Source organism: Streptomyces sp. NPDC044003, from assembly GCF_056435185.1.
The window spans coordinates 1,348,671-1,375,421 of record NZ_JBWKFA010000001.1 but is presented as its reverse complement, the minus strand read 5'-3'; the positions used below and the strand labels follow the sequence as shown (position 1 = coordinate 1,375,421).

Here is a 26,751-nt window from a genome sequence, read left to right as displayed (position 1 = left end):
ACGGTGCTGGTAGAGACCTGAGCGGTGGCGGGCGTCACGCCCCGTCGCCCCACCCGCCCCGAGGAGGCACCGCATGCCACAGGTACGCGCCAACGGCGTGGATCTCGCCTACGACTCCGTGGGCGAGGGCGAACCACTCGTCCTCGTCCACGGTTCGTGGACCGACCGTACGAGCTGGCAGGGGGCGATCGAGGCGGGCATCCGCGCGTCGTTCACCGTGGTCGCGTACGACCGCCGTGGCCACGGCGACAGCGGGACGGTGCCCGGCCAGGGCATGCGGAGGCAGGACGAGGACGACCTCGCCGGGCTGATCGAAGGGCTCGGCCTCGCCCCCGCGCACGTCGCCGGCAGCTCCTTCGGCGCGTCGATCGTCCTCGGTCTGGCGGCCCGCCGGCCGGAGCTGTTCCGCAGCATCACGGTGCACGAGCCCCCGCTGGTGGGCGTGGTGGCCGACGACCCGGAGACCATGGCGCAGCTGCAGCAGACGTTCGTCTCCTTCGACGCCGTCCTCGACCACCTCCGCAAGGGGGAGGACGAGCAGGGGGCCCACGCGTTCGTGGAGGAGGTGGCCCTGGGCCCGGGCATGTGGGACCGGCTCCCGGTCGCGATGCGCGAGACGTTCGTACGGCACGGGCAGACCTGGCTGGACGAGCAGAACGACCCGTCCTGGCCCGAACTGGACCTCGAAGGCCTCTCCGCGTGCACGGTCCCGGTCCAGCTGAGCCGCGGCACCGAGAGCCCCGCCTGGTTCGGCACGGTCCTGGACCGCCTGGCCGCGGTCCTCCCGCACGCCCGGCACCAGACCTTCGAGGGCGCGGGCCACATCCCGCACATCACCCACCCCGAGGAGTACGCGACGGTCCTCAAGGACTTCATCAGGACGGCTTCGTCGGGCAAGTGAAGGCCAGGTCCGCAGCCTGAGTGAGGCCGTATGCGCTCACGGGCTTCCTCAAGTCGGCAGGTCGCAGGTGGTCCGGCCCGGCTAGGCTTCAGCGACGCTCCGCAGAGTCCGGGGGCGTGAATCCGCGGTCGGGGGGGCCAGGGTGAGGCGAGGACGCGTCACGGCAGGGGTTTGCGTGGGAATGGCGGTGATGCTGCTCGCCGGGTGCGACACGGCGCACGGCAGAACCCGGGACGAGGGCGCCCCTGCCCGGCAATCGGCCACGGCGGGATCCTCTGCCCGCCCGAGCAAGGCCGCGCCCTCCGCCGAGCCGGGTGCCGACGTGCTGACGTTCACATATCACCGGAAGAGCGATTCCGAATACATCGACCAGGCGCTCGAAATCAACAACAGCGACACCAACTCGGTCGTGCCTGTACTTGAGTTCACCGCTCTCGATCGGAAGCACCACCCGCTGTCCGGCGTACGGGTGCGAACGGTCTACGGAAGTGACAGCGGCCGCTTGGTGGCGCCGTACGGGGTGAGCTTCGACATCCTGCGTTTCGCGGGAACCGGGCAGCATGAGGTGTACGACGTCCGCGTCACGGTTCGCCATCTGGCTACCGCACGGGCGCGGGCCAACATCCACCCTGTCACCGTCCAGACGCTCGACGCCGCCGGGCATGACGTCAGCAAGTTCACCCGTTTCGCGGCCGTCCGTGTGAAGAACTCCGACCCCTTCGCCGTCTCCGTGCGTGTCGCCTACCTTGTCTATGACCAGCCGGCCGAGGGCGATTCCCAGCAGGCCGTCTCCGTGACACCCATCGGCGGGCTGATCCGCGTCCCGGCTCAGGGCACTGCGGTGCTCGAGGTGACCGGTGAAGCCGGGCGGGCGGTAGTCCGGTACTCGGACGGCCCGGCGGTGAGCGTCAAGGCGTACAACTCCCAGTGAACGGCGACGGCCTCGGAGCGTCGGCTCCGCGCGGAACTACGCCGGGAACCTGCGGTCCACCCATCGCCACGCCAGTTCCAGCGATGAGCATTCGTTCCGTGTGGGCGTCATCGGCGCCGTCCTGGCGATGACGGAGGGTGTGGACCCCGCCAAGGTCGCCCTGATGTGTCTGTTCCACGACACGCAGGAGACCCGGATCGGAGGCATCCAGCACATCGGGCGCCGCTACATCGACGCCGCGACGGATCAGACGGTCACCGCGGACCAGGTGTCCGCCGCGCACCCGGCGGCCGCGCTCACCATGTCGCCGCTGGAGTGGCGGAAGACCTTCCTGAGCTGACGGGCTTCGCCCCAGCCACGCGGAGGTCACCTCCGCGCTGCGTCCAGCTCTTCCCGGATGGTGGCGACCCGGGTGTGGACCTGGGCGGCCGGGAGGTGAGTACGCGGTCGGGGGAGGGTTTCGCCCCGGCAGGGGCCGCAGTCGCCGCCCTGGAGGGTGTCGGCGTATCCCGGTGCGCCGCACGTGCCGCATTCGAGGATGCGGGGCGGGGCGGGGTGACGACGGACGGGGATCGGCGGCAGCTTGTCGGTGAGGCGGCGGCGGACGAGGCCGGCGGGGTGGTGGACGGGCTGCGGCAGGCCGGTGGTGAGTGCGCGCAGGACGTGGTCGTCGGTGGCGTCCCGGGCGAACCACTCCTCGACGAGCGGCGTGAGGGCGTGGCATTCGGCATGGGACAGGGAGAGGGTGGAGTTCGAGCGGCCGAGGGCGGCGAGGAGGACGTAGGCCCGGGAACGGGTCGGCTTCTTCTCGCGGGGGACGTCGCCCTGCTGGAAGGCGGCCCACCAGGCGCTGTCGCGCGGCGTCCGGGTGAACCACGTTCGGGTGATCCAGCGCCCGTTCAGGCACTCGCGTCCGCGCCGCAGGTGACCGGCCCGCTGGATGCGGCCGAGTGCGGTCCGCAGGGCGCACTGCCCGTACGGCGTCTGCTTGGCCAGCGTCTTTACCGAGATGTCGCTGCCCTCGGGCAGTCGGTCGATGTACGCGGCGATGGCGGCCTCGCGGGCCGGAAGGTGGGCGAAGTCCTGAGGTCCGCGCGGCTCCTGGTGCGGTGCGGAGCGCTTTCCGTAGCCCGGGCTGGCGAGGGGGTGGAGGGCATCACTAAACTCGGCGTCAGCCATGAGGATCGCTCTTTTCGATCTTGATGGTGAGACCCCCTCAGGTGTTCCCGCACCTTGTGGGGGTCGCTTGTCTTCCACGCTTGCCCGTCACGCTAGAGGCATATGACACTGCGTGGCAAGTCGGCGACTCTCGGTCAACTCGCGGGGTGGGCGGGTGGGTTGAACTCCAGGCCCGACCCCATTCCGTCAAACACCGCTCGAAGCGCGAACCTTGAGCTTCGGGCCTGAGAGTGCGTCACGCCGGGCGGCGTCTATGCGGGGAATCTCCGGTCCACCCAGCGCCACGCCAGTTCCAGCAGGCCCGCGCCCGCCGCCGCGATCGCCACCGCCGTCCACGGCATCGTCACGCCCACCAGTTTCAGGGCGAAGAAGTCCTGGAGCCAGGGGACGGCGAGGACGAGGAGGAAGGCGCCGGCCATGGCGGCGACCAGGGTGATGCGCCACCAGGTGTAGGGGCGGGCGATGATCGCGAGGACCCACATGGAGACCAGGAAGAGGGTGAGGGTGGCCGCGCTGGTCTCCGCGCCCAGGGCGTCCTCGCCCTTGTAGTAGTGGCGGGCCAGCAGGTAGGTGGTGAAGGTGGCCGCCGCCGCGACGATGCCGCCGGGGATGGCGTACCGCATGACCCGCCGTACGAAGTTCGGCTTCGCGCGTTCCTTGTTGGGGGCGAGCGCGAGGAAGAAGGCCGGGATGCCGATCGTGAGGGTGGAGAGCAGGGTCAGGTGGCGGGGGAGGAAAGGGTACTCCACCTGCGAGACCACCACCAGGATCGCCAGGAGGACCGAGTAGACCGTCTTCGTGAGGAAGAGGGTGGCCACGCGGGTGATGTTGCCGATCACCCGGCGGCCTTCCGCCACCACAGAGGGGAGCGTCGCGAAGCTGTTGTTCAGGAGGACGATCTGGGCCACCGCCCTCGTCGCCTCCGAGCCCGAGCCCATCGAGACGCCGATGTCGGCGTCCTTCAGGGCGAGGACGTCGTTCACGCCGTCGCCCGTCATGGCGACCGTGTGCCCGTGGGACTGGAGCGCCGCCACCATGTCCCGTTTCTGCTGCGGGGTGACCCGGCCGAAGACCGCGTTCTCGTCCAGGACCTTCGCCATGTCCTCCTGCGCGGTGGGCAGGTGGCGGGCGTCCACCGTGTTCTCCGCGCCCGGCATGTCGAGCTTTCCGGCCACCGCTCCGACCGAGACCGCGTTGTCACCGGAGATGACCTTGGTGGCGACGTTCTGGTCGGCGAAGTAGGCGAGGGTGTCGGAGGCGTCGGGGCGCAGTCGCTGTTCCAGGACGACGAGGGCGGTGGGGTGGGTGCCGGTGACCACCTCGGGGGAGTCGAGTTCATGGGCCGTACGGGCGAGGAGGAGGACCCGCAGGCCCTGTTCGTTGAGGTGGTCGATCTCCGTGAGGGTGGTGTCTTCCGCCGGGAGGAGGACGTCCGGGGCGCCCAGGAGCCAGGTCGAGTTCTCCCCGCTCCCCTCGCTGAACGACGCCCCGCTGTACTTGCGGGCCGAGGAGAACGGCAGGCTCTCCGTGCAGCGCCACTCCACGGTGTCCGGGTAGGCGTCGATGATGGCCTGGAGGGAGGCGTTCGGGCGCGGGTCGGATTCGCCCAGGGCGCCGAGGACCTTCCGTACGTAGGTCTCGTCGCTGCCGTTCAGGGCCCGCAGTTCCGTGACGTCCATCCCGCCCTCGGTGAGTGTGCCCGTCTTGTCCAGGCAGACCACGTCGACCCGGGCCAGGCCCTCGATCGCCGGCAGCTCCTGCACGAGGCACTGTCTGCGGCCGAGGCGGATCACGCCGATCGCGAAGGCGACGGAGGTGAGGAGGACGAGGCCCTCGGGGATCATCGGGACGATGCCGCCGACCGTGCGGGCGACCGCGTCCTTGAAGTTGTTGTCCTTCACGACGAGCTGGCTGATGACGAGCCCGATCGCGGTCGGGACCATCATCCAGGTCACGTACTTGAGGATCGTGGAGATGCCCGTGCGCAGCTCGGAGTGGACCAGGGTGAAGCGGGAGGCCTCCTCGGCCAGCTGGGCGGCGTACGCCTCGCGGCCGACCTTGGTGGCGGTGAAGGCGCCGCCGCCGGCGACCACGAACGAGCCGGACATCATGCGGTCGCCGGGCGTCTTCACCACCGGGTCCGCCTCGCCGGTGAGCAGTGACTCGTCGATCTCCAGGCTGTCGGCCTCCGCCACCTCGCCGTCCACGACGACCTTGTCGCCCGGGCCCAGCTCGATCAGGTCGCCCAGGACGATCTCCGAGGTGGACAGCTCGGCGGCGACCCCGTCGCGCCGGACGGTGGGTTTCGCCTCGCCGATGACCGCCAGACCGTCGAGGGTCTTCTTGGCGCGGAGCTCCTGGATGATGCCGATGCCGGTGTTGGCGACGATCACGAAGCCGAAGAGGCTGTCCTGGATCGGCGCGACGAACAGCATGATCACCCACAGCACGCCGATGATCGCGTTGAAGCGGGTGAAGACGTTGGCGCGGACGATCTCCGTGGTCGAGCGGGAGCTCCGTACGGGTACGTCGTTGACCTCGCCGCGCGCGACGCGTTCGGCGACCTCGGCGGAGGTCAGTCCGGCGGGGCGGTGCACGACGGGCGGCCCGGTCGTCGCCGTCCCGCCGCCGTCCGTGTCGATCTTCGCCCGCTGAGTCATGTTCTCGACGGTACGACCGGATGCGGTCGTTCACCTGCCGAGCAGGGCGAAGATCAGACCGGGGGAGGAGGGGGATCGTCCCCCGGTGCTACGCGCCGCCGCCCGGGTGCGACTCGGGGCTCTGGTCCGCGTGACCCGCCTGCTGACCCGCCTGCCCCGCCTGTGCCGCCGCGTGTCGCTTGATCGCGGCGTCCCGCTTCCGTACGTACCAGATGCCGATCAGGCCGAGCCCCGCCCCGGCCAGGCACGTCCACACCCACCAGGTGAGGTCCCGGTCGTCGAACCAGCCGTAGAACGGGACCTGGACGAGGAAGAGGACGAACCAGAGGATCGTTCCGCCGGTGATGGTGGCGACGACCGGCCCTTCGAGGGGCTCGGGTGCCTCGTGCTTCGGTGTCCACTTCGCCATGGGGCTCAGTTTAGGCCGCGCGTTTTCGTGTCTACGCGCGGAGATGGACTCGCAATCGTTCATGTGTTCATACTGAAACGGTTTGCCTCTGGCGGGTTCCCCTCGTATGAACCGCCAAAAAAGGACTTTCTGAACCTCCGAAGAGGAACCCCCATGAGCTCGACGGCCACCGCCAAGGCCACGCCCCCGGAGACCCCCCAGGACCAGCTCCCCGTCTCCGGCCTCGACCGCTACTTCAAGATCTCCGAGCGCGGCTCCACCGTCGCCCGCGAGATCCGCGGCGGTTTCGCCACCTTCTTCGCGATGGCCTACATCATCGTGCTGAACCCGATCATCCTCGGCAGCGCCAAGGACATGTACGGGCACCAGCTCGACAGCGGCCAGCTCGTCACCGCCACCGTCCTCACGGCGGCGTTCACGACCCTCCTCATGGGTGTCATCGGCAACGTCCCGATCGCCCTCGCCGCCGGCCTCGGCGTCAACACGGTCGTCGCGCTCCAGCTCGCGCCGAAGATGTCCTGGCCGGACGCCATGGGCATGGTCGTCCTCGCCGGCATCGTCGTCATGCTGCTCGTCGCCAGCGGTCTGCGCGAGCGCGTCATGAACGCCGTCCCGGTCGGCCTCCGCAAGGGCATCGCGATCGGCATCGGCCTCTTCATCATGCTGATCGGCCTCGTCGACTCGGGCTTCGTCTCCCGCATCCCCGACGCCGCGCACACCACCGTCCCGCTCCAGCTCGGCGGCGACGGTCACCTCACCGGCTGGCCGGTCCTCGTCTTCATCCTGGGCACGCTGCTCACCCTCGCGCTGATCATCCGCAAGGTGCCGGGCGCGATCCTCATCTCGATCGTCGTCATGACGATCGTGGCCATGGTGATCAACGCGGTCGCGAAGGTCCCCTCCTGGGGCCTCACCACCCCGGAGTGGCCGGGCAACCCGGTCGCCTCGCCCGACTTCGGTCTGGTCGGCAAGGTCAGCCTCTTCGGCGGCTTCGACAAGGTCGGCCTGCTGACCGGCGTCCTCTTCGTCTTCACCGTCCTGCTGTCCTGCTTCTTCGACGCCATGGGCACGATCCTCGGCGTCGGCGACGAGGCCAAGCTGATCGACAAGGACGGCAACTTCCCCGGCATCAACAAGGTGCTCCTCGTCGACGGCCTCGCCGTCGCCTCCGGCGGCGCGACCTCCTCCTCCGCCACCACCTGCTTCGTGGAGTCCACGGCGGGTGTCGGCGAAGGCGCCCGCACCGGTCTCGCCTCGGTGGTGACCGGCGGTCTGTTCTCGGTGGCGCTGTTCCTCACGCCGCTCGCGACGATGGTCCCGTCGCAGGCGGCCACGCCCGCGCTGCTCGCGGTCGGCTTCCTGATCCTGGCCGGGTCGGTCAAGGACATCGACTGGAGCGACTTCACCATCGCGGTGCCGGCGTTCCTGGCCATGGTGATGATGCCGTTCACCTACTCGATCACGAACGGCATCGGCATCGGCTTCATCGCCTTCAGCGTGCTGCGTCTCGCGGCCGGGCGGGGCCGTGAGGTCCCGGTGGCCATGTACGTGGTGTCGGCGGTCTTCGTCTTCTACTACGCGATGCCTGCGCTCGGCCTGACCTGATCCCGGGGCGCGTCGGACGCCCCGTAGAACTTCTCCGTCTCGTCGACGGCGGTCTTGAACCGCTCGTCGAAGTCCTCTCGAATGAGCGTCCGGGCCACGTAGTCCTGGACGCTCATTCCTCTTTTCGCGGCGTGACTCCTGAGCCGGTCGAGCAGCTCACCGTCGATGCGCAGGCTGAGCACTGTCGATCCCATGCCGTTCAGGGTCGGGGCAGCCGGGGCCTCTTTGCGTCACTTTCCGGATCCGACTCACTCATTTGGGTGATACATGGATGCCGAAGCGTGATCTGGCGTGTGCCGTGCTGTCACCTCGCGCGGGAGTTGTGGGTGTGATGCGTGTGACGCCCGCCTGTTCCTGTTGGTATTTAGACAGAGTAATGAGTTAGGCTAAAGACATGCCAGATCTGTCCCACGGCACCGCCGACGACGCCGCGGCCGTGAACGCGCTCCGCTCCTCCGTCATGCGACTGGGCCGACGCCTCAAGCACCAGCGCGTCGACGAGTCGCTGAGCCCCACCGAGATGTCGGTGCTCGGCACCCTGTCGCTCTGCGGCTCCGCCACCCCCGGTGAGCTGGCGCGCAAGGAGCACGTCCAGCCGCCGTCGATGACCCGCATCGTCGCGCTGCTCGAAGCCAAGGGACTGGTCCGGCTCGAGCCGCACCCCGACGACCGCCGGCAGAAGGTGGTCAGCCAGACCGAGCAGGCCGAAGCCATGCTCGAAGAGTCCCGCCGCAAGCGGAACGCCTGGCTGGCCTCCCTCGCCGAAGGCCTGGACGAGGACGAATGGGCGAAGCTGCGCGCGGCCGCCCCGGTCCTGGAGAAGCTCGCCCACCTTTAACCGAGGCGCCAAGGAGGCGACGCACTTTGAGTACGGGACCCGGAGCAGACTCCGCACCCGTCCATAAACCCACCCTCAACACCCGTGGGCGGGGAGGAAGTCTCTTCGGAGACACCTTCTCCTCGCTCCGCATCCGCAACTACCGGCTGTTCTTCACCGGAGCCATCGTCTCCAACACCGGTACCTGGATGGCCCGGATCACCCAGGACTGGCTGGTCCTGAGCCTCACCGGCTCGGCCGCCGCCGTCGGCATCACGACGGCCCTGCAGTTCCTGCCGATGCTGCTCTTCGGGCTGTACGGCGGTGTCATCGCCGACCGCTACCCGAAGCGGCGCCTGCTCCTCGTCAGCCAGGCGGCCCTCGGCCTGTGCGGGCTCGCGCTCGCCGCCCTCACCCTGTCCGGATCCATCCAGGTCTGGCACGTCTACCTGATCGCCTTCCTCCTCGGGATGGTGACGGTCGTCGACAACCCCGCCCGGCAGACCTTCGTCTCCGAGATGGTCGGCCCCAAGCAGCTCCGCAACGCCGTCTCCCTGAACTCCGCGAACTTCCAGTCCGCGCGCCTCATCGGACCGGCCGTGGCCGGTGTCCTCATCGCCGGGGTCGGCAGCGGATGGGCCTTCCTCCTCAACGGGCTCTTCTTCCTCGGGCCCATCGTCGGCCTGCTGCTCATGCGGCCCGCCGAGTTCCACCCGGTGGAGCGCGTCCCGCGCGGCAAGGGCCAGCTGCGGGAAGGACTGCGGTACGTGGCGGGCCGACCGGACCTGATCTGGCCGATCGTCCTCGTCGGCTTCATCGGGACCTTCGGGTTCAACTTCCCGATCTGGCTCACCGCCTTCTCCGGCGACGTCTTCCACGTCGGCGCCGGGTCGTACGGCCTCCTCAACACCCTCATGGCCGCCGGCTCCCTCGTGGGCGCCCTCGCCGCGGCCCGCCGCGGCTCCACGCGGCTGCGGATGCTGGTGATCGCGGCGGCCGTCTTCGGTGTCCTGGAGATCGCGGCGGCCCTCTCGCCGGCGTTCTGGGTGTTCGCGCTGCTGCTCGTGCCGATCGGCATGATCGGCCTGACCGTGAACATCACCGCGAACTCGGCCGTCCAGATGGCCACCGATCCCGCCATGCGGGGGCGGGTCATGAGCCTCTACATGATGGTCTTCGCCGGCGGTACGCCGATCGGGGCCCCGCTGCTCGGCTGGGTCACCGACACGTACGGCGCACGCGTCGGCTTCGCCACGGGCGGCGTGATCTCGCTCGCCGCGGCGGTCGTCGTCGGCCTCGTCCTGGCGCGGGTCGGCGGCCTCAAGGTCGCGATGGGCTGGCACCACGGGCACCCGCAGGTGCGGTTCGTGGCGCGGGAACGGCTCGCGACGGCGGCGTAGCCCTTGGGCGGGCGGCTTCGGTCCGGGGTGGTGCGGCACTGTGTCCGGGTGCGGCTTCGGTCCGGGGCGGTGCCGTGCCCGGGGCCGGGGCCTCCGCGGGGGAGGTGGTGTCCGGACTGCGTCTCACCGCGCTTCGCGCGAGTTCAAGACGCTTTTACGTCCGGACACCACCTCCCCCGCTCCGGCCCCGGCCCCTCCCGCCGTCGTTCTCAGAAGCGTCGTTCGAGGACCTGTCCCGGCCAGTCGCCGACCTGGAACGGTTCGGTGCGGGTGAAGCCCTGGCCCTCGTAGTACTCGACCAGGCGGCCCTCGCTGCCCGCGAAGCAGTCCACCCGGAGCAGCGACACCCCCTGGCGCCGGGTCTCCGCCTCCGCGTGCGCGAGGAGGGCCGCTCCCACACCGTGCCCGTGGAAGCGGGTGTCCGTCGCCAGAAGGCGGACGTACACCTCGGGCTCTCCGGCGGGTTCGATGTACTGGCCGGGGTGCGGCGTCAGCGTCATCGTGCCCGCCGGTACGCCGTCGATCTCGACGATCCACGGATCGCCCTCGGACATCGTCCGCGTGACTTGTTCGACGGCCTTGGGGCGTTCGGAGAAAGAGTCCGTACCCCATTGGGCGGTGATTCCCTTGCCGTTGAGCCACACCACGGCGCTGTCGAGTATCGCGAGTATCGCGGGGAGGTCCTCGGCCCCGCCCTTCCGGATCTTCATCCCGTCGACATTAGCCGTACAACCTTTCGGTCGGACGGGGAGTCGAGTAGGGCGTATCCGTTGGGGTTGGGGAGGAATGCGTCTTGCGTAGTCATTTGTCTTTGCGTCGTCTGTCGGTGTCCGTGGCGGTCGTCCTCGCCGTCGCCGCGGCCACGCCGGCCCTCGCGCAGGCCGCCGTCGCCGCTCCCGTGTCCGCGTCCGCGCAGGCCGCCACTCCGATCCAGGTCCCGTTCCTGGCCTCGGGCGGCACCATCACGGGCGCAGGAGCCACTGGTTTCCTGTCCGTGGACCCCGACGGCGTGTCACGCTGGACCAAGTACGCGGACGGGACCTCGACGGTCGTCCCGACCGGCTTCCTCGAATACGCCATCGGTTCGGGCTCGGACTACGTGGCGGTGGTGAAGCAGACCTGGCACACCTACGAAGACAGCCAGGTGACCCTGTACGACATGGCGAACGGCACCGCGCCCGTCACCATCGGCCTGTGGGGCGACGCCCGTGGTCACGTCGAGGGAGTGGTGGGCACGGACGTCGTGGCGCAGGAAAGCGACGGACCCGTCTTCGGGAAGATCGTCAGCAAGGAAGGGGCCAACGTCTCCGTCCGTGCGGTGACGACGGCGGACGGCAGCCTGGCCGGCGGCGTCTCGGTGGGTGACTACCTGCCGGGTGTCGTGTTCAGCGGCAAGCAGGTCGTCGACCTGAAGAGCGGTCGTGCCGTCGAGACGTACAAGGCCAACCCCAGGCCGCCGGGCACGTGGGGGTGGGGCGATGTCGAGGTGATCTCGCCCAGCCATGTCGCCTGGACGGAGCGCGCGGACGGCAAGGTCGTGCTCGCCTCGGCGGTCCGGGGCACGGACGTGGTCAATCGGACGCAGCTCGACTACGACGGCGACGCGCTGCTCGTCGGTGGTCTGCTGGGTGACTGGTTCATGTCCGACGACACCGCCCCGGCCGACGGCGGCACGCCCCCGTCCGGGTTCACGGCCCGCTCGCTGACGGACGGGACGAGCTTCCCGCTCCTCGCCCACGCAGAGAGCGTCAAGAAGGGGCCCGGTGGCACCCTGCTCGCCCTCGGCACCACCGCCGCGCACGGCGAGGGTGTCTACCGGATCGCGCTCGGCACGGACGGGAAGCCGACGGCTGAGCTGATCGCCTCCACCGGCGAGACGGGGGACACCACGCCTCTCGAGTACGTCGGCCACTCCGTACCGGCCACGATCGATCTCGACGGCGTCGCCAAGACTCCCCTGAGGTGGAAGTTCTCCACGACCAGGGCGGATCTGTCGGTGACCCTCACGCACAAGGAGACGGGGAACCAATTCACTCGGACCCTCCGGCCGTCTTCCGGCGCCGGTGCCTACCCGGACGGCTCGCTCGGTCTCGACTGGACGGGCGATTTCGGAGCGGAGGACGGCCTGGGCGAGAAGGCCGCCTTCAACGGCGACTACACCTGGAAGGTCACGGCGCGGCCGTGGAACGGGCTGGCCCCCGTCACCGCCTCCGGCAGCTTCACGCTGGTCCGCAGCCCCAAGGCGCACGACTACAGCGACAACGGCTCGCCCGATGTGTTCGCCCGGGACAAGAACGGCGCCCTCTACCCGATCGACACGCGCTGGGACGACGCGACGGGACGACTCGTCCCCGCCTCCGACTGGAACGACTCTTCCCCCATCGACCTGAACTACGACATCTACGACCGCTTCGAGTCCGTGGGGGACGTCGCCGGCTCGAACGTGCCCGACGCGGTCGGCCGAGACGCGGCGGGCGACCTCTGGCTCCACCAGGGCACAGGGAGCGACCACGGGTCCTCCTTCCAGCGCCGGGTCCGCATCGGCTCCGGCTGGTGGCGGTACTACGAGATCGCGGGCGGCAGCGACCTGACCGGTGACGGACGGGCCGACACCGTCGCCGTCGAGGGCGGGGGCGACCTGTACCTGTACGCGGGGACGGGGAACGCGACCGCGCCCTTCGCGCCCCGCAAGAAGATCGGCTTCGGCTGGAACATCTACAACCAGCTGGTCGCCGTCGGGAACGTCGCCGGCGCGCCCGCCGGTGACCTGCTCGCCCGCGACAAGGCCGGCGTGCTGTGGCTCTACCTCGGCAAGGGCGACGGCACCTACGCCCCGCGCGTCAAGGTCGGTGCCGGCTGGGGTGTGTACAGCGACATCGTCGGCATCGGCGACGGCAACAAGGACGGCCGCCCCGACCTGTTCGCACGCGGCCCGCAGAACACCTCGTACTTCTACGCCGGTACGGGCGACTGGCGCGCCCCCTTCAAGCCCCGCGCGTCCACCCAGGTCGGGGTGTACCGGGAAGGCGCCTACGGCATGCCGTTCAACAAGTTCGCCTGATCCGGGCGACCCGCCGTACAACCGTTCGGCGGGGCGGCGGGTCTTGCAGTGCGTATTCATGAGGTTGGGGAGGGAACACACCTTGCGTACTGCTTTGTCACGCCGTGTCTCGATGTCGGTGGGGGCCGTCCTGGCGGTGGCCACCGCCACCCCGTTCCTGGCGCCGGCGGCCACGGCCGCTCCCGTGCACGTGGCGGCAACGGCCCCGGCGGCCGCCGAGGCCGCCGCGCCGATCCCGGTGCCGTTCCTGGCCGACGGCGGTCGGGTGCTCGGTGCCGGGACCACCGGATTCCTGTCCTCCGACGCGGGCGGCACGGTCCGCTGGACCCGGTACACGGACGGCGTCTCGACGGTGATCGGGACGGGCGATGACGACTTCGCCACCGGCTCCGGATCCGATGTCGTCGCCGTCGTCACCGAGGTGTACCACCGGGCCGGTGACGCGCGGGCGAAGCTGTACGACATGGCCATCGGCGCCGCGCCCGTCACCATCGAACTGAACGAGGGAGACGCCACCGGGGACGTCGTGGGGGCGGTGGGGGCGAGCCTCGTCGTGAACGGCGTCGAGCAGTACCCGAAGATCATCAGCAAGGTCGGGGGAACGGTCACCGTCCGCAAGGTCGCCGACCCGTACGGCGGCTACTACAGCTACTTCAGCCTCGGTGACAGCCTGACCGGCACCGCTTTCGGCAGTCACTACTCCTATGGCCCCTCCACGGGCGAAGTGGAGGACAAGGTGGTTCTGGACGTCGCGACCGGCCGTGTCGTCGAGACGTACAAGTCGCCCTTGGGGTCGAGCTACCAGGACCTCATGCTCCTCTCGCCGAGCCATGTCGCCTGGACCGAGCGCGTGGACGGGAAGGTCGTCCTCGCGTCGGCGGCCCGGGGTGCGGACGAGGTCAAGCGGACGGAACTCGGCTACGACGGCGGGGCGGCGCTCGTCGGTGGCCTGCTGGGTGACTGGTTCATGTCCGACAGCATCAGCCCCACCGGCGGCGGCGCGTCCGCGCCGGGGTTCACGGCACGTTCGCTGACGACAGGGGAGACCGTTCCGGTGCTCGCCCACGCGTCGAGCGTGAGGAAGGGGCCCGGCAACACCCTGCTCGCCCTCGGCGTCACCGCCGAGCACGGCAAGGGCGTCTACCGGATCGCGGTCGGCGCGGACGGGAAGCCGGCCGCCGAGCTGATCGCCTCCACCGGCGCGAGCGACGGGGACACCACCCCCCTCACGTACGTCGGCCACTCCGTCCCGGCGGTCGTCGATCTCGACGGCGTCGCCAGGACCCGCCTGGCCTGGAAGTTCTCCAGCACCAAGGCCGACCTGGTCGTCGAGCTCAGGCACAAGGAGACGTCGCGGCGCTTCACGCAGACCGTCCGGCCCGGCACGACGGGCAGCGGGGTCTTCCCGGACGGCTCGCTCGGCATCGACTGGGCCGGGGTGCTGGGGGACTACCCCGACTGGATCGAGGAGGGCGCTCTCGGTGGCGCGTACGACTGGAAGGTGACGGCCAAGCCCTGGAACGGCATGCCGGCCGTCTCCGCCACCGGCGAGTTCACCGTCACCCGTACGCCGATGGTGCACGACTACACCGGCAACGGCTCGCCCGATCTGTTCGTGCGTCCGGCGAGCGGCTACCTCGACCGGGTCGACACCCTCTGGGACGACGCGAAGGGCCGGTTCGTGCAGGCCCGGCCCGGCTGGTCGTCGACGTCCGCCATGGGCAACTGGAACGTCTACGACCGCATCGAGTCCGCCGGTGACCTCGCCGGCTCGACGGCGCCCGACGTCATCAGCCGCGACAAGTCCGGCGTGCTGTGGCTGCATCTGGGGAACAAGCAGGGCTTCATCGAGGCGCCCGCCCGGAAGATCGGCGGCGGCTGGGGCACCTACAACCTGCTCGCGGGCGGCAGCGAACTCACCGGTGACGGGCGGGCCGACCTGGTCGCCGTCGACAAGGCCGGGGATCTCTACCTGTACAAGGGGACGGGTTACGCGTCCGCTCCGTACGCGCCCCGCAAGAAGATCGGCTTCGGCTGGGGGATCTACAACGACCTCGTCGCCGTCGGGAACGTCGCGGGCGCTCCCGCCGGGGACCTCCTGGCCCGGGACAAGGCCGGTGTCCTCTGGCTCTACCTGGGCAAGGGCGACGGCACGTACGCGCCTCGGGTCAAGATCGGCGGCGGCTGGAACGAGTACCGGGACATCGTCGGTATCGGTGACGGCAACAGGGACGGCCGTCCCGACCTGTACGCGCGGACCGCGACGAACAAGGCCTACTTCTACGCCGGTACGGGCAGCTGGCGGGCGCCCTTCGTGCCCCGGGCCGTCACCGAGGTCGGGGTCGCCCCGGCCGGGACGACGTACAACCAGGTCTTCTGACCGAACGGGCCGCCGGGCCGGGGACGGAAAGACCGCTCCCCGGCCCCGCGGCCTGCCAGACTTTCCCCATGAGGCTTTTCGCCGCGGTTGTGCCGCCCGCTGAGCGGCTCGACGAGCTCGGGCACGTCGTCGGCCGGCTCCGTCAAATGCCCGGGGCGGAGCGGGTCCGCTGGACCACGCGGCCCGGTTGGCATCTCACGCTCGCCTTCATGGGGGAGGTCGACGAGGAGCTGCTGCCCGAGCTGCGGGTGCGGCTCGGGCGGGCCGCGCACCGGACGCCGCCGTTCTCCCTGCGGCTGCACGCCGGCGGACACTTCGGGCGACAGACGCTGTGGGCCGGGGTCGCCGGGGATCTGGACACGCTGAGACTCCTCGCCGAGCGGTCCGACGCCGCCGCGCGCCGGGCCGGGGTCGCGATGGAGGAGCACCGCCGCTATCAGGCGCACCTGACCCTTGCCCGTGCGCGGGGGGCGGGGGTGTCGCTCGGTTCCTACACCGATGAGCTGGGCGGTTTCGAGGGCACGCGCTGGCCCGTGACCGAGCTGGCGCTCGTCCGGTCGAACCTGCCGGGGGGCGGGGTGCCGGGCGCGCAGCCCCGGTACGAGACGATCGGCGCCTGGCCCCTTGAGGGGCGCGAGGGGCACTCGGGTTAACCTCGTCGGGTGGACCCGAAGACCCGTAACCGGATCATGGCCGGCGTGCTCGTACTGATGTTCGCGATCATCGCGGTGGCCTCGCTGACCGGCCAGTAGCCTCCCGTACGCCGCCCGTACCCCTCCCAGCCCATGCCGTGGAAAGGTCCTTGCTTCGAGTGCGCTCGAAGCAGTTGGCTTGACGGTCATGGAGTACACGCAGCTCGGACGCACCGGACTCAAGGTCAGCCGACTCGTCCTCGGGACGATGAACTTCGGACCGCAGACGGACGAAGCCACCAGTCACGCCATCATGGACACGGCCCTCGACGCGGGGCTCAACTTCTTCGACACCGCCAATGTGTACGGGTGGGCGGAGAACAAGGGGCGGACGGAGTCGATCATCGGCTCCTGGTTCGCCCAGGGCGACGGGCGGCGTGACCGTACCGTCCTCGCCACCAAGGTGTACGGGAACATGGGCCCCGACGGCGAGGCCTGGCCCAACCACGACAAGCTCTCGGCGCTCAACATCCGGCGGGCCGTGGAGGCCAGCCTGAAGCGGCTGGGGACGGACTACATCGACGTCTACCAGTTCCACCACATCGACCGGTCCACTCCCTTCGAGGAGATCTGGCAGGCCGTCGACGTCCTCATCCAGCAGGGCAAGGTGCTCTACGCCGGTTCCTCGAACTTCCCCGGCTACAAGATCGCCCAGGCCAACGAGGTCGCCGCCCGGCGCGGCTCGGTCGGGCTCGTCAGCGAGCAGTGCCTCTACAACCTCTTCGAGCGGCGCGCCGAGATGGAGGTGATCCCGGCCGCGCAGGAGTACGGCCTCGGGGTCATCCCCTGGTCGCCGCTGCACGGCGGGCTGCTCGGCGGCGTCCTGAAGAAGGAGGCCGAGGGCAAGCGGCGCACGGAGGGCCGGGCGGCGGCCACGCTCGCCGACCCGGCGGCGCGGGCGCGGCTCCAGGCCTACGAGGACCTGCTCGACAAGCACGGCCTCCAGCCGGGCGAGACGGCCCTTGCCTGGCTGCTCACCCGTCCCGGTGTCACCGGTCCGATCGTCGGGCCCCGCACCCCGGAGCAGCTGGCGGGCGCGCTGCGCGCCCTGGAGCTGGAGCTGAGCGAGGAGGTGCTGGCCGGTCTGGACGAGATCTTCCCGGGGCCGGGGCCGTCTCCGGAGGCCTTCGCCTGGTGATCCCGTAGGGGTCAGGGGGTTCCCAGCCAGCTCGTGGCGTCCAGGCGGAACGCCGTCTCCGGGGGGACGACGTTCCGCAGGGCCGCCTCCATGTCGCGGACGCGGTCCACGCCGAGGGTCGCGGCCCACTCCGCCCGCAGGTCGTCGAAGATCGCGGCGGAGCGGGCGAGGGCGTCGTATCCGCGCGGGGTGAGCCGGATGAGTTTGCGGCGGGCGTCGGCGGGGTCGTCGGTGCGCTCGGCGTAGCCGACGGCGAGCAGCCGGTCGACGGTCTTGCCGGCGGCCTGCTTGGAGACGCCGAGACGTCGGCCGATGTCGCTGGCGGTGGCGCCGTGGAGCCCGATGGCCTGCATGGCGAAGCCGTGGGCGGGGCGCATGTCGGGGTGGCCCTCGTCGGCGAGGCGGGCGTGGAGCCGGTCGATGAGCGTGCGGAAGCCGCCGAAGAGGAGCAGGGGCAGTTCGTAGCCGGGGGTGTCGTTCCCGGGTACTCCCTTGGGTGCTCCCTTGCGCACATCGACAACCTGGTTTACGTTTTCTCCAGCGACATGGTCAACCATGTTGTCCATTCTAGTCTTGGGGGAACCGCCTTGTCCGCACCGCTCGACATGTCCGCCCGTATCGCCGCAACCGTCGCCCTCCTCAAGGAGACCTCCCCGGAGACCCTCGACGGCTTCCTCAAGCTCAGCGCGATCTTCGAGTCCACCACCCTCGACCCGCACTCCCGCGAGACCGTCATCCTGACCGTCGCCGAACGCAACCAGTGTCACGTCTGCGTCGACATGCACGAGGCGAAGATGGCCGCCCTCGGGCCGGCCCCCGACGCCGAACGCCTGGCTGCGGTAAGGAAGTTCACGCTCCAGGTCCTCGCCTCCTCGGGCGCCGTCACCGACGAGGACCTCGCCGCCTTCGAGAAGGCCGGCTACACCCGCCGCAACGCCCTGGAGGTCTGCCTCGGCATCGGTACGTACACGGTGTCGACCTTCGCGAACCGCCTCGTCCGCGCCGCCTGACCCCTCGGCCGGAGGGCGCGCCGCCCGACCCCTCAGCGGAGTACGCGCGGCCCGACCCCTCAGGCGGCGTACGGGCCGCCCAGGCCCCATGCCTGGTGCATCGCGTCGGCGAACGCGGCGGCCATCTTGCGCTCCCCGGTGGGGCCGGGGTGCGTGCCGTCGTACGTGTCCTCCCGGAGGTCGTACGACTCCGGGACCGTCGCCAGCAGCAGCGGCGAGGCGGCCGTGTCCAGGTCGGCGACCGCCTTCGCGAGGAGCTCGTTGAAGCGGGCGCACTCGGCGGCGAAGGCGGCGTCGTACCCGGCGCGGACGTTCGGGATGACCGGCAGCAGGACGGCCCGGACGCGCGGGTTCGCGGCCCGCGCCGCCGCCACGAACGCCCGGACGTTCTCCTCCGTCTGGTCGCTGTTCGTGTAGAAACCCAGGTCGATCAGGCCCAGGGAGATCAGCAGGACGTCCGCCCCCGTCGCCGCGACCGTCTCGCCGATCACCGGCGCCATGTGCAGCCAGCCCTCGCCCCAGCCGGCCAGATGACGCCGGGCGGCGGCGGGGAACGCCGGGTCGGGGTACGCCTCCGAGGCCGGGGCGTCGGCGGCGGGGTCGTACAGGCCGGAGCGCGGGCCGACGATCTCGTACCCGCCGGGGAGCGTCGCCTCCAGGTGCTCCCACATGCGGTAACGCCAGGTCCAGTCGCCGGCGCGTCCGATGGTCATGCTGTCGCCGACGAACAGAAAACGCATGGTCACATCATTGCGGACGGTGTCCCGGACCTGCGACGTGATCCGGGACACCGTCGGCTCATGCCAGGAAACCGCCCACCGTCGACGCGACCCACTCCGCGTCGTCGTGCCACGGGAAGTGACCCGCCCCCGCCAGGACGGCGAGCTCGGCCTTCGGGAAGAGACCGGCGTACGCGGTGGCCGTCGGCACCGGCGTGTTCGCGTCGCCCTCCCCGGCCACGACGAGCACCGGACGGTCGAACTCCGCGAACACCGCGCGCGTGGCCGCCGGTTCGAAGGCGCCCTCGCTCGCGTAGACGCCCGCGGCCTCCCCGTTCCGCTGCCGGTGGTTGTCGGCGTGCCGCTCCTGCGCGGCCTCGTCCCAGGTCCCGTGGAAGAACGGCGCGACGGCCTGGAAGGTCTCGGCCGAACCACGCCCCGCCGCCAACTCCTCCAGAGCCGCGTACGCCGGACCGAACCACGGCTCCTGCTCGCGCCACGCCTGCCGCGCCGCCGCGAGCCGCTCCTCCCCGCTGGTGTCGAGCGCGACGGCCGCCGTGCCCGGCGTGAGGAGCACAAGACGCGCCACCCGCTCCGGATACCGGGTCACGTACAGCGCGGCCAGGTTCGCGCCCGCCGAGTGCCCGAGGAGGTCGATCGTGTCGAGCCCGAGGTGCACGCGCAGCGCCTCCACGTCCTCGACGAGCCGGTCGCAGCGGTACGAGGCCGGGTCCTCCGGCACAGCGGACCCGCCCGTGCCCCGCAGGTCGAGACGGATCAGTGTCCGGCGGGCGTCGAGCCCGCCGAGGTCACCCAGATAGGCGGAGTCCTGCATCGGGCCGCCGGGCAGGCAGATGAGCGGGTCGCCGGAACCGGACGCGTGGTACGCGAGCAGGGTCCCGTCGGGAGCGGAGAAGGTAGGCATGGGCGCGACCATGACAGTGCCTCCGATGCTGGTCAAGCGGGTTTCCCCGCCCTCATGGCACGCTTGATCCATGCGATCTGCTCTGTGCGCCCTCGGCGCGGCCGCTGCCCTGGTGCTGCTCCCGGCCGGTCATGCCCGTGCCCAAGGGCAGGAACCCGACCGGGACTTCACGATCGAGGACTCCCGGATCACCGAGTCCAGCGGCCTCGCCGCGAGCCGGGCCCACCCCGGGATCTACTGGACGCACAACGATCAGGACGCGCCCCTGATCTACGGCATCGACTCCCGTACGGGAAAGACCGTCGCGACCCTGACCATGACCGGCGTCGGCACCCCCCGCGACATGGAGGCGATCGCCGTCGGCCCGGACGGCGACATCTACGTCGGCGACATCGGCGACAACCTCGACGGCTCCTGGGACCACGTCTGGATCTACCGCTTCCCCGAGCCGGAGACGCTCAAGGACCAGACCGTCCGCGCCCGGCAGTACGTCGTGAAGTACGCCGACGGGGCCCGCAACGCCGAGGCCCTGATGGTCCATCCGAAGACCGGCCGGGTGTACATCGCGAGCAAGAAGGAGGACGGCGGCGGCCTGTACGCGGGCCCCGAGCACCTCTCCACCTCCGGCACGAACGTCTTCCGGCGCGTCGACGAGGTCCCCTGGGTGACCGACGGCGCCTTCTCCCCGGACGGCGACCGGCTCGTCCTGCGCGGCTACTTCAGCGCCAAGGAGTACGCCTGGAAGGACGGCCGCCTCGCCGACGAGGGCACGGCCGTCGGGGCCCCCTTCCAGGGCCAGGCGGAATCGGTGACGTACACGACCGACGGCTCGGCCCTCATGTTCGGCTCGGAAGGCAGGAACAGCCGGGTGGTGCGGGTGGACCGGGCCTCCGGCGCGCCGTCGCCGAAGCCGACGGAGGCGCCGGGCGGAGCGCCGAAGTCCCCGTCGGCGGGAGGCCGGGGCGGCGAGGAGAACGGGAGCGTCACCACCGGCTTCCTCGTCCTCGCGGGCGCCACCGTCCTCGTGGTCGGCATCAAGCGCCTGCTCCGCAAGGGGTAGCCGAAGGGCCCGGCGCGGACGATGTCCGGCGCCGGGCCCTTCGTACGCTCTCGTACGGGGTCAGAGCTGCCCGATGACGTAGTCGATGCAGGCCGTCAGGGCCCGCACGTCCGCCGGGTCGATCGCGGGGAACATCGCGATCCGCAGCTGGTTGCGGCCCAGCTTGCGGTACGGCTCGGTGTCCACGATCCCGTTGGCGCGCAGCACCTTCGCGACCGCCGCCGCGTCGATCTCGTCCGCGAAGTCGATCGTGCCGATGACCTGCGAGCGCTTCGCCGGGTCGGTGACGAACGGGGTCGCGTACTTCGACTCCTCGGCCCACGTGTACAGGGCGTCCGAGGACTCCTTCGTCCGGGCCACGGCCCAGTCCAGACCGCCCTGGCCGTTGATCCACTTCAGCTGCTCGTTGAGCAGGAAGAGGGTCGACAGCGCCGGGGTGTTGTACGTCTGGTTCTTCAGCGAGTTGTCGATCGCCGTCGGCAGGGAGAAGAACTCGGGGATGTGCCGGCCCGAGGCGTGGATCCTCTGCGCCCGCTCCAGGGCGGCCGGGGAGAAGGCCGCGAGCCACAGGCCGCCCTCGGCGGCGAAGGACTTCTGCGGGGCGAAGTAGTAGACGTCCGTCTCGGTGATGTCGACCGGGAGGCCGCCCGCGCCGGAGGTCGCGTCGACCAGGACGAGCGCGCCCTCGTCGGCGCCCGCGACCCGCTTCAGCGGGGCGGCGACACCGGTGGAGGTCTCGTTGTGCGTGTACGCGTAGACGTCGACGCCCGCCTCGGCCACCGGCTCCGGGTGGGTGCCCGGGTCGGAGGAGATCACGGTCGGCTCGGCAAGCCAGGGAGCCAGCTTGGCGGCCTTCGCGAACTTGGAGGAGAACTCGCCGAAGGTGAGGTGCTGCGACTTGTTCTCGATCAGACCGTGGGTCGCGACGTCCCAGAAGGCGGTGGAGCCGCCGTTGCCCAGGATCACCTCGTAGCCCTCGGGCAGCGAGAAGAGGTCGGAGATGCCGGTACGTACCTCGCCGACCAGGTTCTTGACCGGAGCCTGGCGGTGGGACGTGCCGAGGAGGGAGGTGCCGGTGGCGGCCAGGGCGTCCAGCGCCTCCGTACGCACCTTGGAGGGGCCCGCGCCGAAACGGCCGTCGGCGGGCTTGATGTCAGCGGGAATCTGGATCTCAGCCACGAGGCGGAGAGTATCGGGTCGGGGCGGGGCCGGTCGCCGGATGTCCGCCCGATGAGACGAGGACTGAGACATCCTGGGCTTGTGGGAAGACACGAGGAACACGCGTCCGGACTGGCCTCCGACCTGCGCGCGGCCGTCGCCGGAGAGGTCGACTTCTCCGTCGCCGCGAGGGCCCTGACGACGATGGACGCCTCCAACTACCGCCGCGTTCCGGCCGGTACGGTCGCGCCGCGCGACGCCGCCGACGTCGCGGCCGTCCTGGAGGTGTGCCGGGCGCACGGCATCACTCCGGTCGTCGCGCGGGGCGCCGGGACCTCGATCGGAGGCCAGGCGACCGGCACCGGCGTCGTGCTCGACCTCACACGGCACATGGGCGGGATCGTCTCGCTGGACCCTTCCGGGCGCACGGCCGTCGTCCAGCCGGGGCTCGTCCTGGACCGGCTGCGGGCGGCGGCCCGCCCGTACGGCCTGACGTTCGGCCCCGACCCGTCCACGCACAGCCGCTGCACCCTCGGCGGCATGATCGGCAACAACGCGTGCGGGGCGCACTCCGTCGCCTGGGGGACCACGGCGGACAACGTGCGCTCGCTGGAAGTAGTGACGTACCGGGGAGAGGAGTTGACGCCGGGGCGGGGCGGGCAGGGCGCGCCCGCCGGACTCCTCGACCTCGTCGACCGCCATCTCGCCCTCCTCCGGACCGGCTACCCGCCCGGTCTGCCGCGCCGCATCTCCGGCTACGCCCTCGACGCGCTGCTCCCCGAGCGGGGCGTGGACGTGGCCCGCTCCTTGTGCGGCAGCGAGGGCACGCTCGGCGTGGTGACGGAGGCGACGGTGTCGCTCGTCCCGCTGCCCGCCGAGCCGGTCCTCGTGGTCCTGGGGTACGCGGACGAGACCGCGGCGGCGGACGCGGCGGCGGGCCTGTTGGAGCACGGGCCGCTGACGGTGGAGGGCATGGCGGCCGATCTCGTACGGGGTGCTTCGGGGCTGCCTCGGGGTGGTGCGTGGCTGTTCTGCGAGGTGGACGGGGAGGCGGCGGTGCGCGAACTGGTCCGGGCGGCGGATGCGGTCGACGCGGCCGTCGTACGGGAGGCGGCCGGGCAGCGGGCGCTGTGGCGGATCCGGGAGGACGCGGCGGGGACGGCGACCCGGATGCCGGGGGGCGGGGACGCCTGGCCGGGGTGGGAGGACTGCGCGGTGCCGCCGGCCCGGCTGGGCGCGTACCTCCGTGACTTCCGTGCGCTGCTGGCCGATTTCGGCCTCAGGGGAGTCCCGTACGGGCACTTCGGCGACGGCTGCGTGCACGTGCGGATCGACTTCGACCTGTGGACGGGGAAAGGCGTACGGGACTTCCGCCGCTTCTCCGAGGCGGTCGCCGACCTCGTGGTCGCCCACGGCGGCTCGCTCTCCGGGGAGCACGGCGACGGGCAGGCGCGGGCCGAGCTGCTGCCGAGGATGTACGGGGAGGAGCTGGTCGGCCTCTTCGGCGCGGTCAAGGACGTGTGGGACCCGGACGGGGGCCTGAACCCGGGGATGCTGGTGCGGCCGCGGCGGCTGGACGAGGGACTGCGGTTCGAGGGCCTGCCGGTGGTGGGGGTGGGCAGGGCTGCCGCCCGCTGCGTGGGGGTGGCCAAATGCCGGGTGGAGGGGCCGAGCACGGGCCCGGGCGTGATGTGCCCCTCGTACCGGGCGACGGGGGAGGAGAAGCACTCCACCCGGGGCCGGGCGCGGCTGCTGCACGAGATGGCGCTGGGCGAGGTGATCACCGACGGCTGGCGTTCGGAGGAGGTCCGGGAGGCGCTCGACCTGTGCCTGTCCTGCAAGGGCTGCCGCAGTGACTGCCCGGTGGGGGTCGACATGGCGGCGTACAAGGCGGAGTTCCTCGACCGGCACTACGCGCACCGGCCGTTCGCGCGACCGCGCTCGCACTGGACGATGGGCCGGCTGCCGGGCTGGCTGGCGCACTTCGGGCGGGGGCTGAACGCCGCGATGCGGCTGCCGTTCGCGGCGGGGCTCGCGGGGGTGACGCCGGAGCGGACGATGCCGCGGGTGGCGGAGCGGTCGTTCGTGTACTGGTTCGCCCAGCGTGCCTCGACCCGCCCCCCGTCGCTCACCCTGTGGCCGGACACCTTCACGAACCACCTGGCACCGGAGGTGGGCGAGGCCGCCGTCCGGGTCCTGGAGGACGCGGGGCTCGGGGTGGAGCTGCCGCCGGGGAGGGTCTGCTGCGGGCTGACATATGTGTCGACGGGCCAGCTGGGCGCGGCCCGGAAGGTGATGCGGAGGACGCTGGACGTCATGGGAGAGGCGAACGGCCCGGTCGTGGTCCTGGAACCCTCCTGCGCGGCCACCCTCCGCACCGACCTGCCCGAACTGCTGCCGGACGACCCGCGCGCCGCGCACCTGGCGGCATCGGTCCGCACCTTCGCGGAGGCCCTGGAACAACTGGCCCCCGACTGGACCCCACCCCGCCTCGACCGCCCGGTCACCGGCCAGACCCACTGCCACCAGCACGCGGTCCTGGGCGACGCGGCGGACCGCCGCCTCCGGGAACGAGCGGGCCTGACAGGCGACCTGGCGGGCGGCTGCTGCGGCCTGGCAGGCAACTTCGGCTTCGAACCGGGCCACTACGAGGTGTCGGTGGCGTGCGCGGAGGACCAACTCCTGCCGGCGCTGCGAGCGGCCGGGGACGCGACGGTCCTGGCGGACGGCTTCTCGTGCAGGACCCAGATCGCGGACCTGACGGACGCGCGGGGGCGGCATCTGGCGGAGGCGCTGGCGGAGGGGTTGGACGAGGGGCCGGGGCCGTCGATGCCTTGACGCCGAACTCCTGAACGTTTGAAGATGCACGCACTGTCGGGCGCGCCCCTGCCGAGTGCGGGTGAGAGCGTCGCCGACTCGTTGCGTACGGGGGCGTGAGCCCCTTCTGTTCCGGGGGGAACGACTCTTGAGCAAGCGCATGCGCCGCGCGGCGGCGATGACCGGAGTGGCCGGGCTGCTGGCCGTCGCGGGTGTGACGGCGGGGGCGGGGGTCGCCGCGGCGGAGGACCTGAAGCTGTCGGGGCACGACTCGGTCGCGGCGCCGGGCTCGGTGCCGCGCTTCTACCCGATCGTCGAGTCGGGCACGACTTTCTGGGGGAAGCTCGTCATCGCCGTCGGGACGCAGCCGCTGACCGGGGCGGCCGGTGACGGGGCCGGTGTGCCGCCGGGATACCGGATCCAGGCGGACGGCTGTGACCAGCCTGCCGGACTCGTCGGCGTGTACGTGTGCGACCAGCAGGTCGCCTACAGCAACCCCAGTCTCGTCGTGCCCAAGGACGCCAAGGACACGACGCTGTACTGGGGTTTCTCGTACGTGTCCAGGAGCGGTGACCTGACGGCCGCGATCGAGGCCGCCCGCACGGCCGGAGCGCGGCCCGCCGACGCGACGCACGGCACCGGCAGGGTCATCGTCAAGTCCGCTGCGTCCGCCGCCCTGAACACCGTGGCCTTCGACCTCCCGGACGTCCCGACCGGGGGAACGGTACGCCACCAGCTCCGCGTACACGCCGTCGACGCCGGAGACGTGTCCCTCTCCTTCAGGGCCGACGAAGGCCAGTTGTGGGACTGGCCGGGGAAGATCCCCCTCGGCAACGTCACCACCGATCCCGGGGTTTCCTGCTCGTACCGCGCGGATCAGCTCTACCTCGACGCGATGAACCTGGACTGTCGTGTCGAACCGGGTGACCACGTCATCGGCTACGAGCTGACGAGCCCTGCGAACCAGAAGGCGCTGCGACTTGAGGCCCGGTCGCGGTACGACATCTACGACGCCGGGACCCCGGACAGCGACGTGGTCCAGTCGGGGACGCCGTTCACGATGCACGGTAAGGAGGTTCTCCCGTGGCACGGCCTCCACGCCCGCGACACCACCGGCACACTGTGGAGGTACTACGGCACCGGCAGGGCCTCCGCTCCCTTCTACGCCCGGGACGAGGCCGGCCCCGGCTGGCAGACCTACAGCACGATCACCTCGTTGTCGCCGTACAGGCAGGGCCTTTACTACCGGGCCGACGTGAAGCCGTCCGCGGTCACGCGCGGCCTCGGCGACCTCGTCGCCCGTGACGCGACCGGCACCCTCTGGTACTACGACCGCCAGCTCGGCTACCAAGCCCCCTTCGCACCCCGCGTCAAGGTCGGCGCCGGCTGGAACATCTACGACCGGATCACCGGCGCCGGAGACCTCGACCGGGACGGCTACATGGACCTCCTGGCGCGCGACAAGGCCGGCGTGCTGTGGCTCTACAAGGGCACCGGCAGTTTCACCAGCGCACGGTTCAGGACCCGGGTGAAGGTCGGCGCCGGCTGGGGTGTGTACGACCAGCTCGCCGGTGGCGCCGACGTGACCGGTGACGGCCGGGCCGACCTGCTGGCCCGGGACGGGGCCGGGGTGCTGTGGCTGTACCGGGGTACGGGCAGCGGTACGGCCCCGTACGCCACCCGCACCAGGATCGGCGCCGGCTGGAACGCCTACAGCCAACTGGTCGTCACCGGAGACCTCACCGACGACGGCAAGGCCGACGCCGTGGCCCGCGACAGCGCCGGGGTGCTGTGGCTGTACCAGGGCACAGGCACGGCGGCCGCGCCGTTCGCCCCGCGGACCAGGATCGGCAGCGGCTGGAACACGTACAACCGCCTGTTCTGACCTC

Annotated in this window: 22 protein-coding genes and 1 pseudogene; 14 read left to right on the top strand and 9 right to left on the bottom strand. The window is 71.0% G+C overall.

The genetic code is table 11. The features are described 5' to 3' along the window. Nucleotides 1-73 precede the first annotated feature (73 nt). From AC07AW_RS06340 to AC07AW_RS06330, 3 genes and pseudogenes are all read left to right on the top strand, one after another. Nucleotides 74-901 carry an alpha/beta fold hydrolase gene (locus tag AC07AW_RS06340; RefSeq protein WP_478814292.1) on the top strand — a complete coding sequence of 276 codons (828 nt, stop codon included), beginning with the start codon at nucleotides 74-76 and terminating at the stop codon, nucleotides 899-901. A gap of 181 nt (nucleotides 902-1,082) precedes the next feature. Further along, nucleotides 1,083-1,832: a hypothetical protein gene (locus tag AC07AW_RS06335; RefSeq protein ID WP_478814291.1), complete on the top strand. Its 750-nt coding sequence runs from the start codon at nucleotides 1,083-1,085 to the stop codon at nucleotides 1,830-1,832. Nucleotides 1,833-1,881: 49 nt separating this feature from the next. Continuing rightward, a pseudogene (locus AC07AW_RS06330) lies at nucleotides 1,882-2,121 on the top strand (HD domain-containing protein); the annotation flags it as partial. Between the two features lie 77 nt (nucleotides 2,122-2,198). Here AC07AW_RS06330 and AC07AW_RS06325 read toward each other — a convergent pair. The 3 genes from AC07AW_RS06325 to AC07AW_RS06315 all read right to left on the bottom strand — a co-directional run bounded on the left by AC07AW_RS06325 (nucleotide 2,199) and on the right by AC07AW_RS06315 (nucleotide 6,080). Beyond that, nucleotides 2,199-3,011 (bottom strand): hypothetical protein, encoded by an 813-nt coding sequence (locus AC07AW_RS06325; protein ID WP_478814290.1) that lies wholly within the window; start codon nucleotides 3,009-3,011, stop codon nucleotides 2,199-2,201. Between the two features lie 251 nt (nucleotides 3,012-3,262). Then, a complete protein-coding gene (locus AC07AW_RS06320) occupies nucleotides 3,263-5,671 on the bottom strand; it encodes an HAD-IC family P-type ATPase (protein WP_478814289.1) in 2,409 nt (802 codons plus the stop codon). 88 nt (nucleotides 5,672-5,759) lie between these two features. Continuing rightward, nucleotides 5,760-6,080 carry a DUF2530 domain-containing protein gene (locus tag AC07AW_RS06315; RefSeq protein WP_478814288.1) on the bottom strand — a complete coding sequence of 107 codons (321 nt, stop codon included), beginning with the start codon at nucleotides 6,078-6,080 and terminating at the stop codon, nucleotides 5,760-5,762. A gap of 153 nt (nucleotides 6,081-6,233) precedes the next feature. Between AC07AW_RS06315 and AC07AW_RS06310 the strand changes: the two genes are divergently transcribed. Then, nucleotides 6,234-7,685, top strand: a complete 1,452-nt coding sequence (locus AC07AW_RS06310; protein WP_478814287.1) for an NCS2 family permease — start codon at nucleotides 6,234-6,236, stop codon at nucleotides 7,683-7,685. Here AC07AW_RS06310 and AC07AW_RS06305 read toward each other — a convergent pair. After that, nucleotides 7,655-7,879 carry a hypothetical protein gene (locus AC07AW_RS06305; protein WP_086830707.1) on the bottom strand — a complete coding sequence of 75 codons (225 nt, stop codon included), beginning with the start codon at nucleotides 7,877-7,879 and terminating at the stop codon, nucleotides 7,655-7,657. The two genes, AC07AW_RS06310 and AC07AW_RS06305, sit on opposite strands and share 31 nt — an antisense overlap. Before the next feature lie 200 nt (nucleotides 7,880-8,079). Here AC07AW_RS06305 and AC07AW_RS06300 point away from each other — a divergent pair, with 200 nt between their 5' ends. Together AC07AW_RS06300 and AC07AW_RS06295 are read left to right on the top strand one after the other, a co-directional pair. After that, complete coding sequence (locus tag AC07AW_RS06300; RefSeq protein WP_030693586.1) at nucleotides 8,080-8,523, top strand: MarR family winged helix-turn-helix transcriptional regulator; 444 nt, start codon at nucleotides 8,080-8,082, stop codon at nucleotides 8,521-8,523. Between the two features lie 26 nt (nucleotides 8,524-8,549). After that, the gene (locus tag AC07AW_RS06295) at nucleotides 8,550-9,902 is read left to right on the top strand and encodes an MFS transporter (protein ID WP_478814286.1); all 1,353 of its coding nucleotides are present in this window, start codon (nucleotides 8,550-8,552) and stop codon (nucleotides 9,900-9,902) included. Between the two features lie 209 nt (nucleotides 9,903-10,111). On the opposite strand, the gene AC07AW_RS06290 is transcribed toward AC07AW_RS06295, so the two are convergent. Beyond that, the gene (locus tag AC07AW_RS06290; RefSeq protein ID WP_478814285.1) at nucleotides 10,112-10,612 is read right to left on the bottom strand and encodes a GNAT family N-acetyltransferase; all 501 of its coding nucleotides are present in this window, start codon (nucleotides 10,610-10,612) and stop codon (nucleotides 10,112-10,114) included. A gap of 95 nt (nucleotides 10,613-10,707) precedes the next feature. Here AC07AW_RS06290 and AC07AW_RS06285 point away from each other — a divergent pair, with 95 nt between their 5' ends. The 4 genes from AC07AW_RS06285 (at nucleotide 10,708) to AC07AW_RS06270 (ending at nucleotide 17,173) form a co-directional block, all read left to right on the top strand. Continuing rightward, on the top strand, nucleotides 10,708-12,963 hold the full coding sequence (locus tag AC07AW_RS06285; RefSeq protein ID WP_478814284.1) for a hypothetical protein: 2,256 nt from the start codon (nucleotides 10,708-10,710) through the stop codon (nucleotides 12,961-12,963). Between the two features lie 94 nt (nucleotides 12,964-13,057). Further along, nucleotides 13,058-15,343, top strand: coding sequence for a hypothetical protein (locus AC07AW_RS06280; RefSeq protein WP_478814283.1), 2,286 nt, complete (start codon nucleotides 13,058-13,060; stop codon nucleotides 15,341-15,343). Nucleotides 15,344-15,411: 68 nt separating this feature from the next. After that, complete coding sequence (gene thpR / locus AC07AW_RS06275) at nucleotides 15,412-15,996, top strand: RNA 2',3'-cyclic phosphodiesterase (RefSeq protein ID WP_478814282.1); 585 nt, start codon at nucleotides 15,412-15,414, stop codon at nucleotides 15,994-15,996. Nucleotides 15,997-16,183: 187 nt separating this feature from the next. Beyond that, a complete protein-coding gene (locus tag AC07AW_RS06270; protein ID WP_478814281.1) occupies nucleotides 16,184-17,173 on the top strand; it encodes an aldo/keto reductase in 990 nt (329 codons plus the stop codon). A gap of 11 nt (nucleotides 17,174-17,184) precedes the next feature. Here AC07AW_RS06270 and AC07AW_RS06265 read toward each other — a convergent pair whose 3' ends face one another. Then, entirely contained in the window at nucleotides 17,185-17,730 is a 546-nt protein-coding gene (locus tag AC07AW_RS06265; protein WP_478814280.1) for a MarR family winged helix-turn-helix transcriptional regulator, read from the bottom strand. Between the two features lie 48 nt (nucleotides 17,731-17,778). On the opposite strand from AC07AW_RS06265, the gene AC07AW_RS06260 reads away from it, so the two are divergent. Beyond that, the gene (locus AC07AW_RS06260; protein WP_478814399.1) at nucleotides 17,779-18,183 is read left to right on the top strand and encodes a carboxymuconolactone decarboxylase family protein; all 405 of its coding nucleotides are present in this window, start codon (nucleotides 17,779-17,781) and stop codon (nucleotides 18,181-18,183) included. Between the two features lie 59 nt (nucleotides 18,184-18,242). Here the strand turns inward: AC07AW_RS06260 and AC07AW_RS06255 are convergent, their stop codons facing one another. Next, nucleotides 18,243-18,923, bottom strand: coding sequence for a GDSL-type esterase/lipase family protein (locus tag AC07AW_RS06255; RefSeq protein WP_478814279.1), 681 nt, complete (start codon nucleotides 18,921-18,923; stop codon nucleotides 18,243-18,245). Between the two features lie 58 nt (nucleotides 18,924-18,981). Next, nucleotides 18,982-19,827, bottom strand: a complete 846-nt coding sequence (locus tag AC07AW_RS06250) for an alpha/beta fold hydrolase (protein WP_478814278.1) — start codon at nucleotides 19,825-19,827, stop codon at nucleotides 18,982-18,984. 70 nt (nucleotides 19,828-19,897) lie between these two features. Here AC07AW_RS06250 and AC07AW_RS06245 point away from each other — a divergent pair, with 70 nt between their 5' ends. Beyond that, a complete protein-coding gene (locus AC07AW_RS06245) occupies nucleotides 19,898-20,887 on the top strand; it encodes an SdiA-regulated/phytase-like domain-containing protein (RefSeq protein WP_478814277.1) in 990 nt (329 codons plus the stop codon). Between the two features lie 60 nt (nucleotides 20,888-20,947). On the opposite strand, the gene serC is transcribed toward AC07AW_RS06245, so the two are convergent. Further along, the gene (serC, locus tag AC07AW_RS06240; RefSeq protein ID WP_478814276.1) at nucleotides 20,948-22,066 is read right to left on the bottom strand and encodes a phosphoserine transaminase; all 1,119 of its coding nucleotides are present in this window, start codon (nucleotides 22,064-22,066) and stop codon (nucleotides 20,948-20,950) included. A 51-nt stretch (nucleotides 22,067-22,117) separates the two neighbouring features. Here serC and AC07AW_RS06235 point away from each other — a divergent pair, with 51 nt between their 5' ends. Further along, nucleotides 22,118-24,883, top strand: coding sequence for an FAD-binding and (Fe-S)-binding domain-containing protein (locus AC07AW_RS06235; protein WP_478814275.1), 2,766 nt, complete (start codon nucleotides 22,118-22,120; stop codon nucleotides 24,881-24,883). Between the two features lie 127 nt (nucleotides 24,884-25,010). Continuing rightward, complete coding sequence (locus AC07AW_RS06230) at nucleotides 25,011-26,747, top strand: FG-GAP repeat domain-containing protein (RefSeq protein WP_478814274.1); 1,737 nt, start codon at nucleotides 25,011-25,013, stop codon at nucleotides 26,745-26,747. Nucleotides 26,748-26,751 lie beyond the last annotated feature (4 nt).

Coding starts and splice junctions, on each gene's coding strand:
- AC07AW_RS06340 (WP_478814292.1), top strand. CDS start 74: ATGCCACAGGTACGCGCCAACGGCGTGGATCTCGCCTACGACTCCGTG.
- AC07AW_RS06335 (WP_478814291.1), top strand. CDS start 1,083: ATGGCGGTGATGCTGCTCGCCGGGTGCGACACGGCGCACGGCAGAACC.
- AC07AW_RS06325 (WP_478814290.1), bottom strand. CDS start 3,011: ATGGCTGACGCCGAGTTTAGTGATGCCCTCCACCCCCTCGCCAGCCCG.
- AC07AW_RS06320 (WP_478814289.1), bottom strand. CDS start 5,671: ATGACTCAGCGGGCGAAGATCGACACGGACGGCGGCGGGACGGCGACG.
- AC07AW_RS06315 (WP_478814288.1), bottom strand. CDS start 6,080: ATGGCGAAGTGGACACCGAAGCACGAGGCACCCGAGCCCCTCGAAGGG.
- AC07AW_RS06310 (WP_478814287.1), top strand. CDS start 6,234: ATGAGCTCGACGGCCACCGCCAAGGCCACGCCCCCGGAGACCCCCCAG.
- AC07AW_RS06305 (WP_086830707.1), bottom strand. CDS start 7,879: ATGGGATCGACAGTGCTCAGCCTGCGCATCGACGGTGAGCTGCTCGAC.
- AC07AW_RS06300 (WP_030693586.1), top strand. CDS start 8,080: ATGCCAGATCTGTCCCACGGCACCGCCGACGACGCCGCGGCCGTGAAC.
- AC07AW_RS06290 (WP_478814285.1), bottom strand. CDS start 10,612: ATGAAGATCCGGAAGGGCGGGGCCGAGGACCTCCCCGCGATACTCGCG.
- thpR (WP_478814282.1), top strand. CDS start 15,412: ATGAGGCTTTTCGCCGCGGTTGTGCCGCCCGCTGAGCGGCTCGACGAG.
- AC07AW_RS06270 (WP_478814281.1), top strand. CDS start 16,184: ATGGAGTACACGCAGCTCGGACGCACCGGACTCAAGGTCAGCCGACTC.
- AC07AW_RS06265 (WP_478814280.1), bottom strand. CDS start 17,730: ATGGTTGACCATGTCGCTGGAGAAAACGTAAACCAGGTTGTCGATGTG.
- AC07AW_RS06260 (WP_478814399.1), top strand. CDS start 17,779: ATGTCCGCCCGTATCGCCGCAACCGTCGCCCTCCTCAAGGAGACCTCC.
- AC07AW_RS06255 (WP_478814279.1), bottom strand. CDS start 18,923: ATGCGTTTTCTGTTCGTCGGCGACAGCATGACCATCGGACGCGCCGGC.
- AC07AW_RS06250 (WP_478814278.1), bottom strand. CDS start 19,827: ATGCCTACCTTCTCCGCTCCCGACGGGACCCTGCTCGCGTACCACGCG.
- AC07AW_RS06245 (WP_478814277.1), top strand. CDS start 19,898: ATGCGATCTGCTCTGTGCGCCCTCGGCGCGGCCGCTGCCCTGGTGCTG.
- AC07AW_RS06235 (WP_478814275.1), top strand. CDS start 22,118: ATGAGACGAGGACTGAGACATCCTGGGCTTGTGGGAAGACACGAGGAA.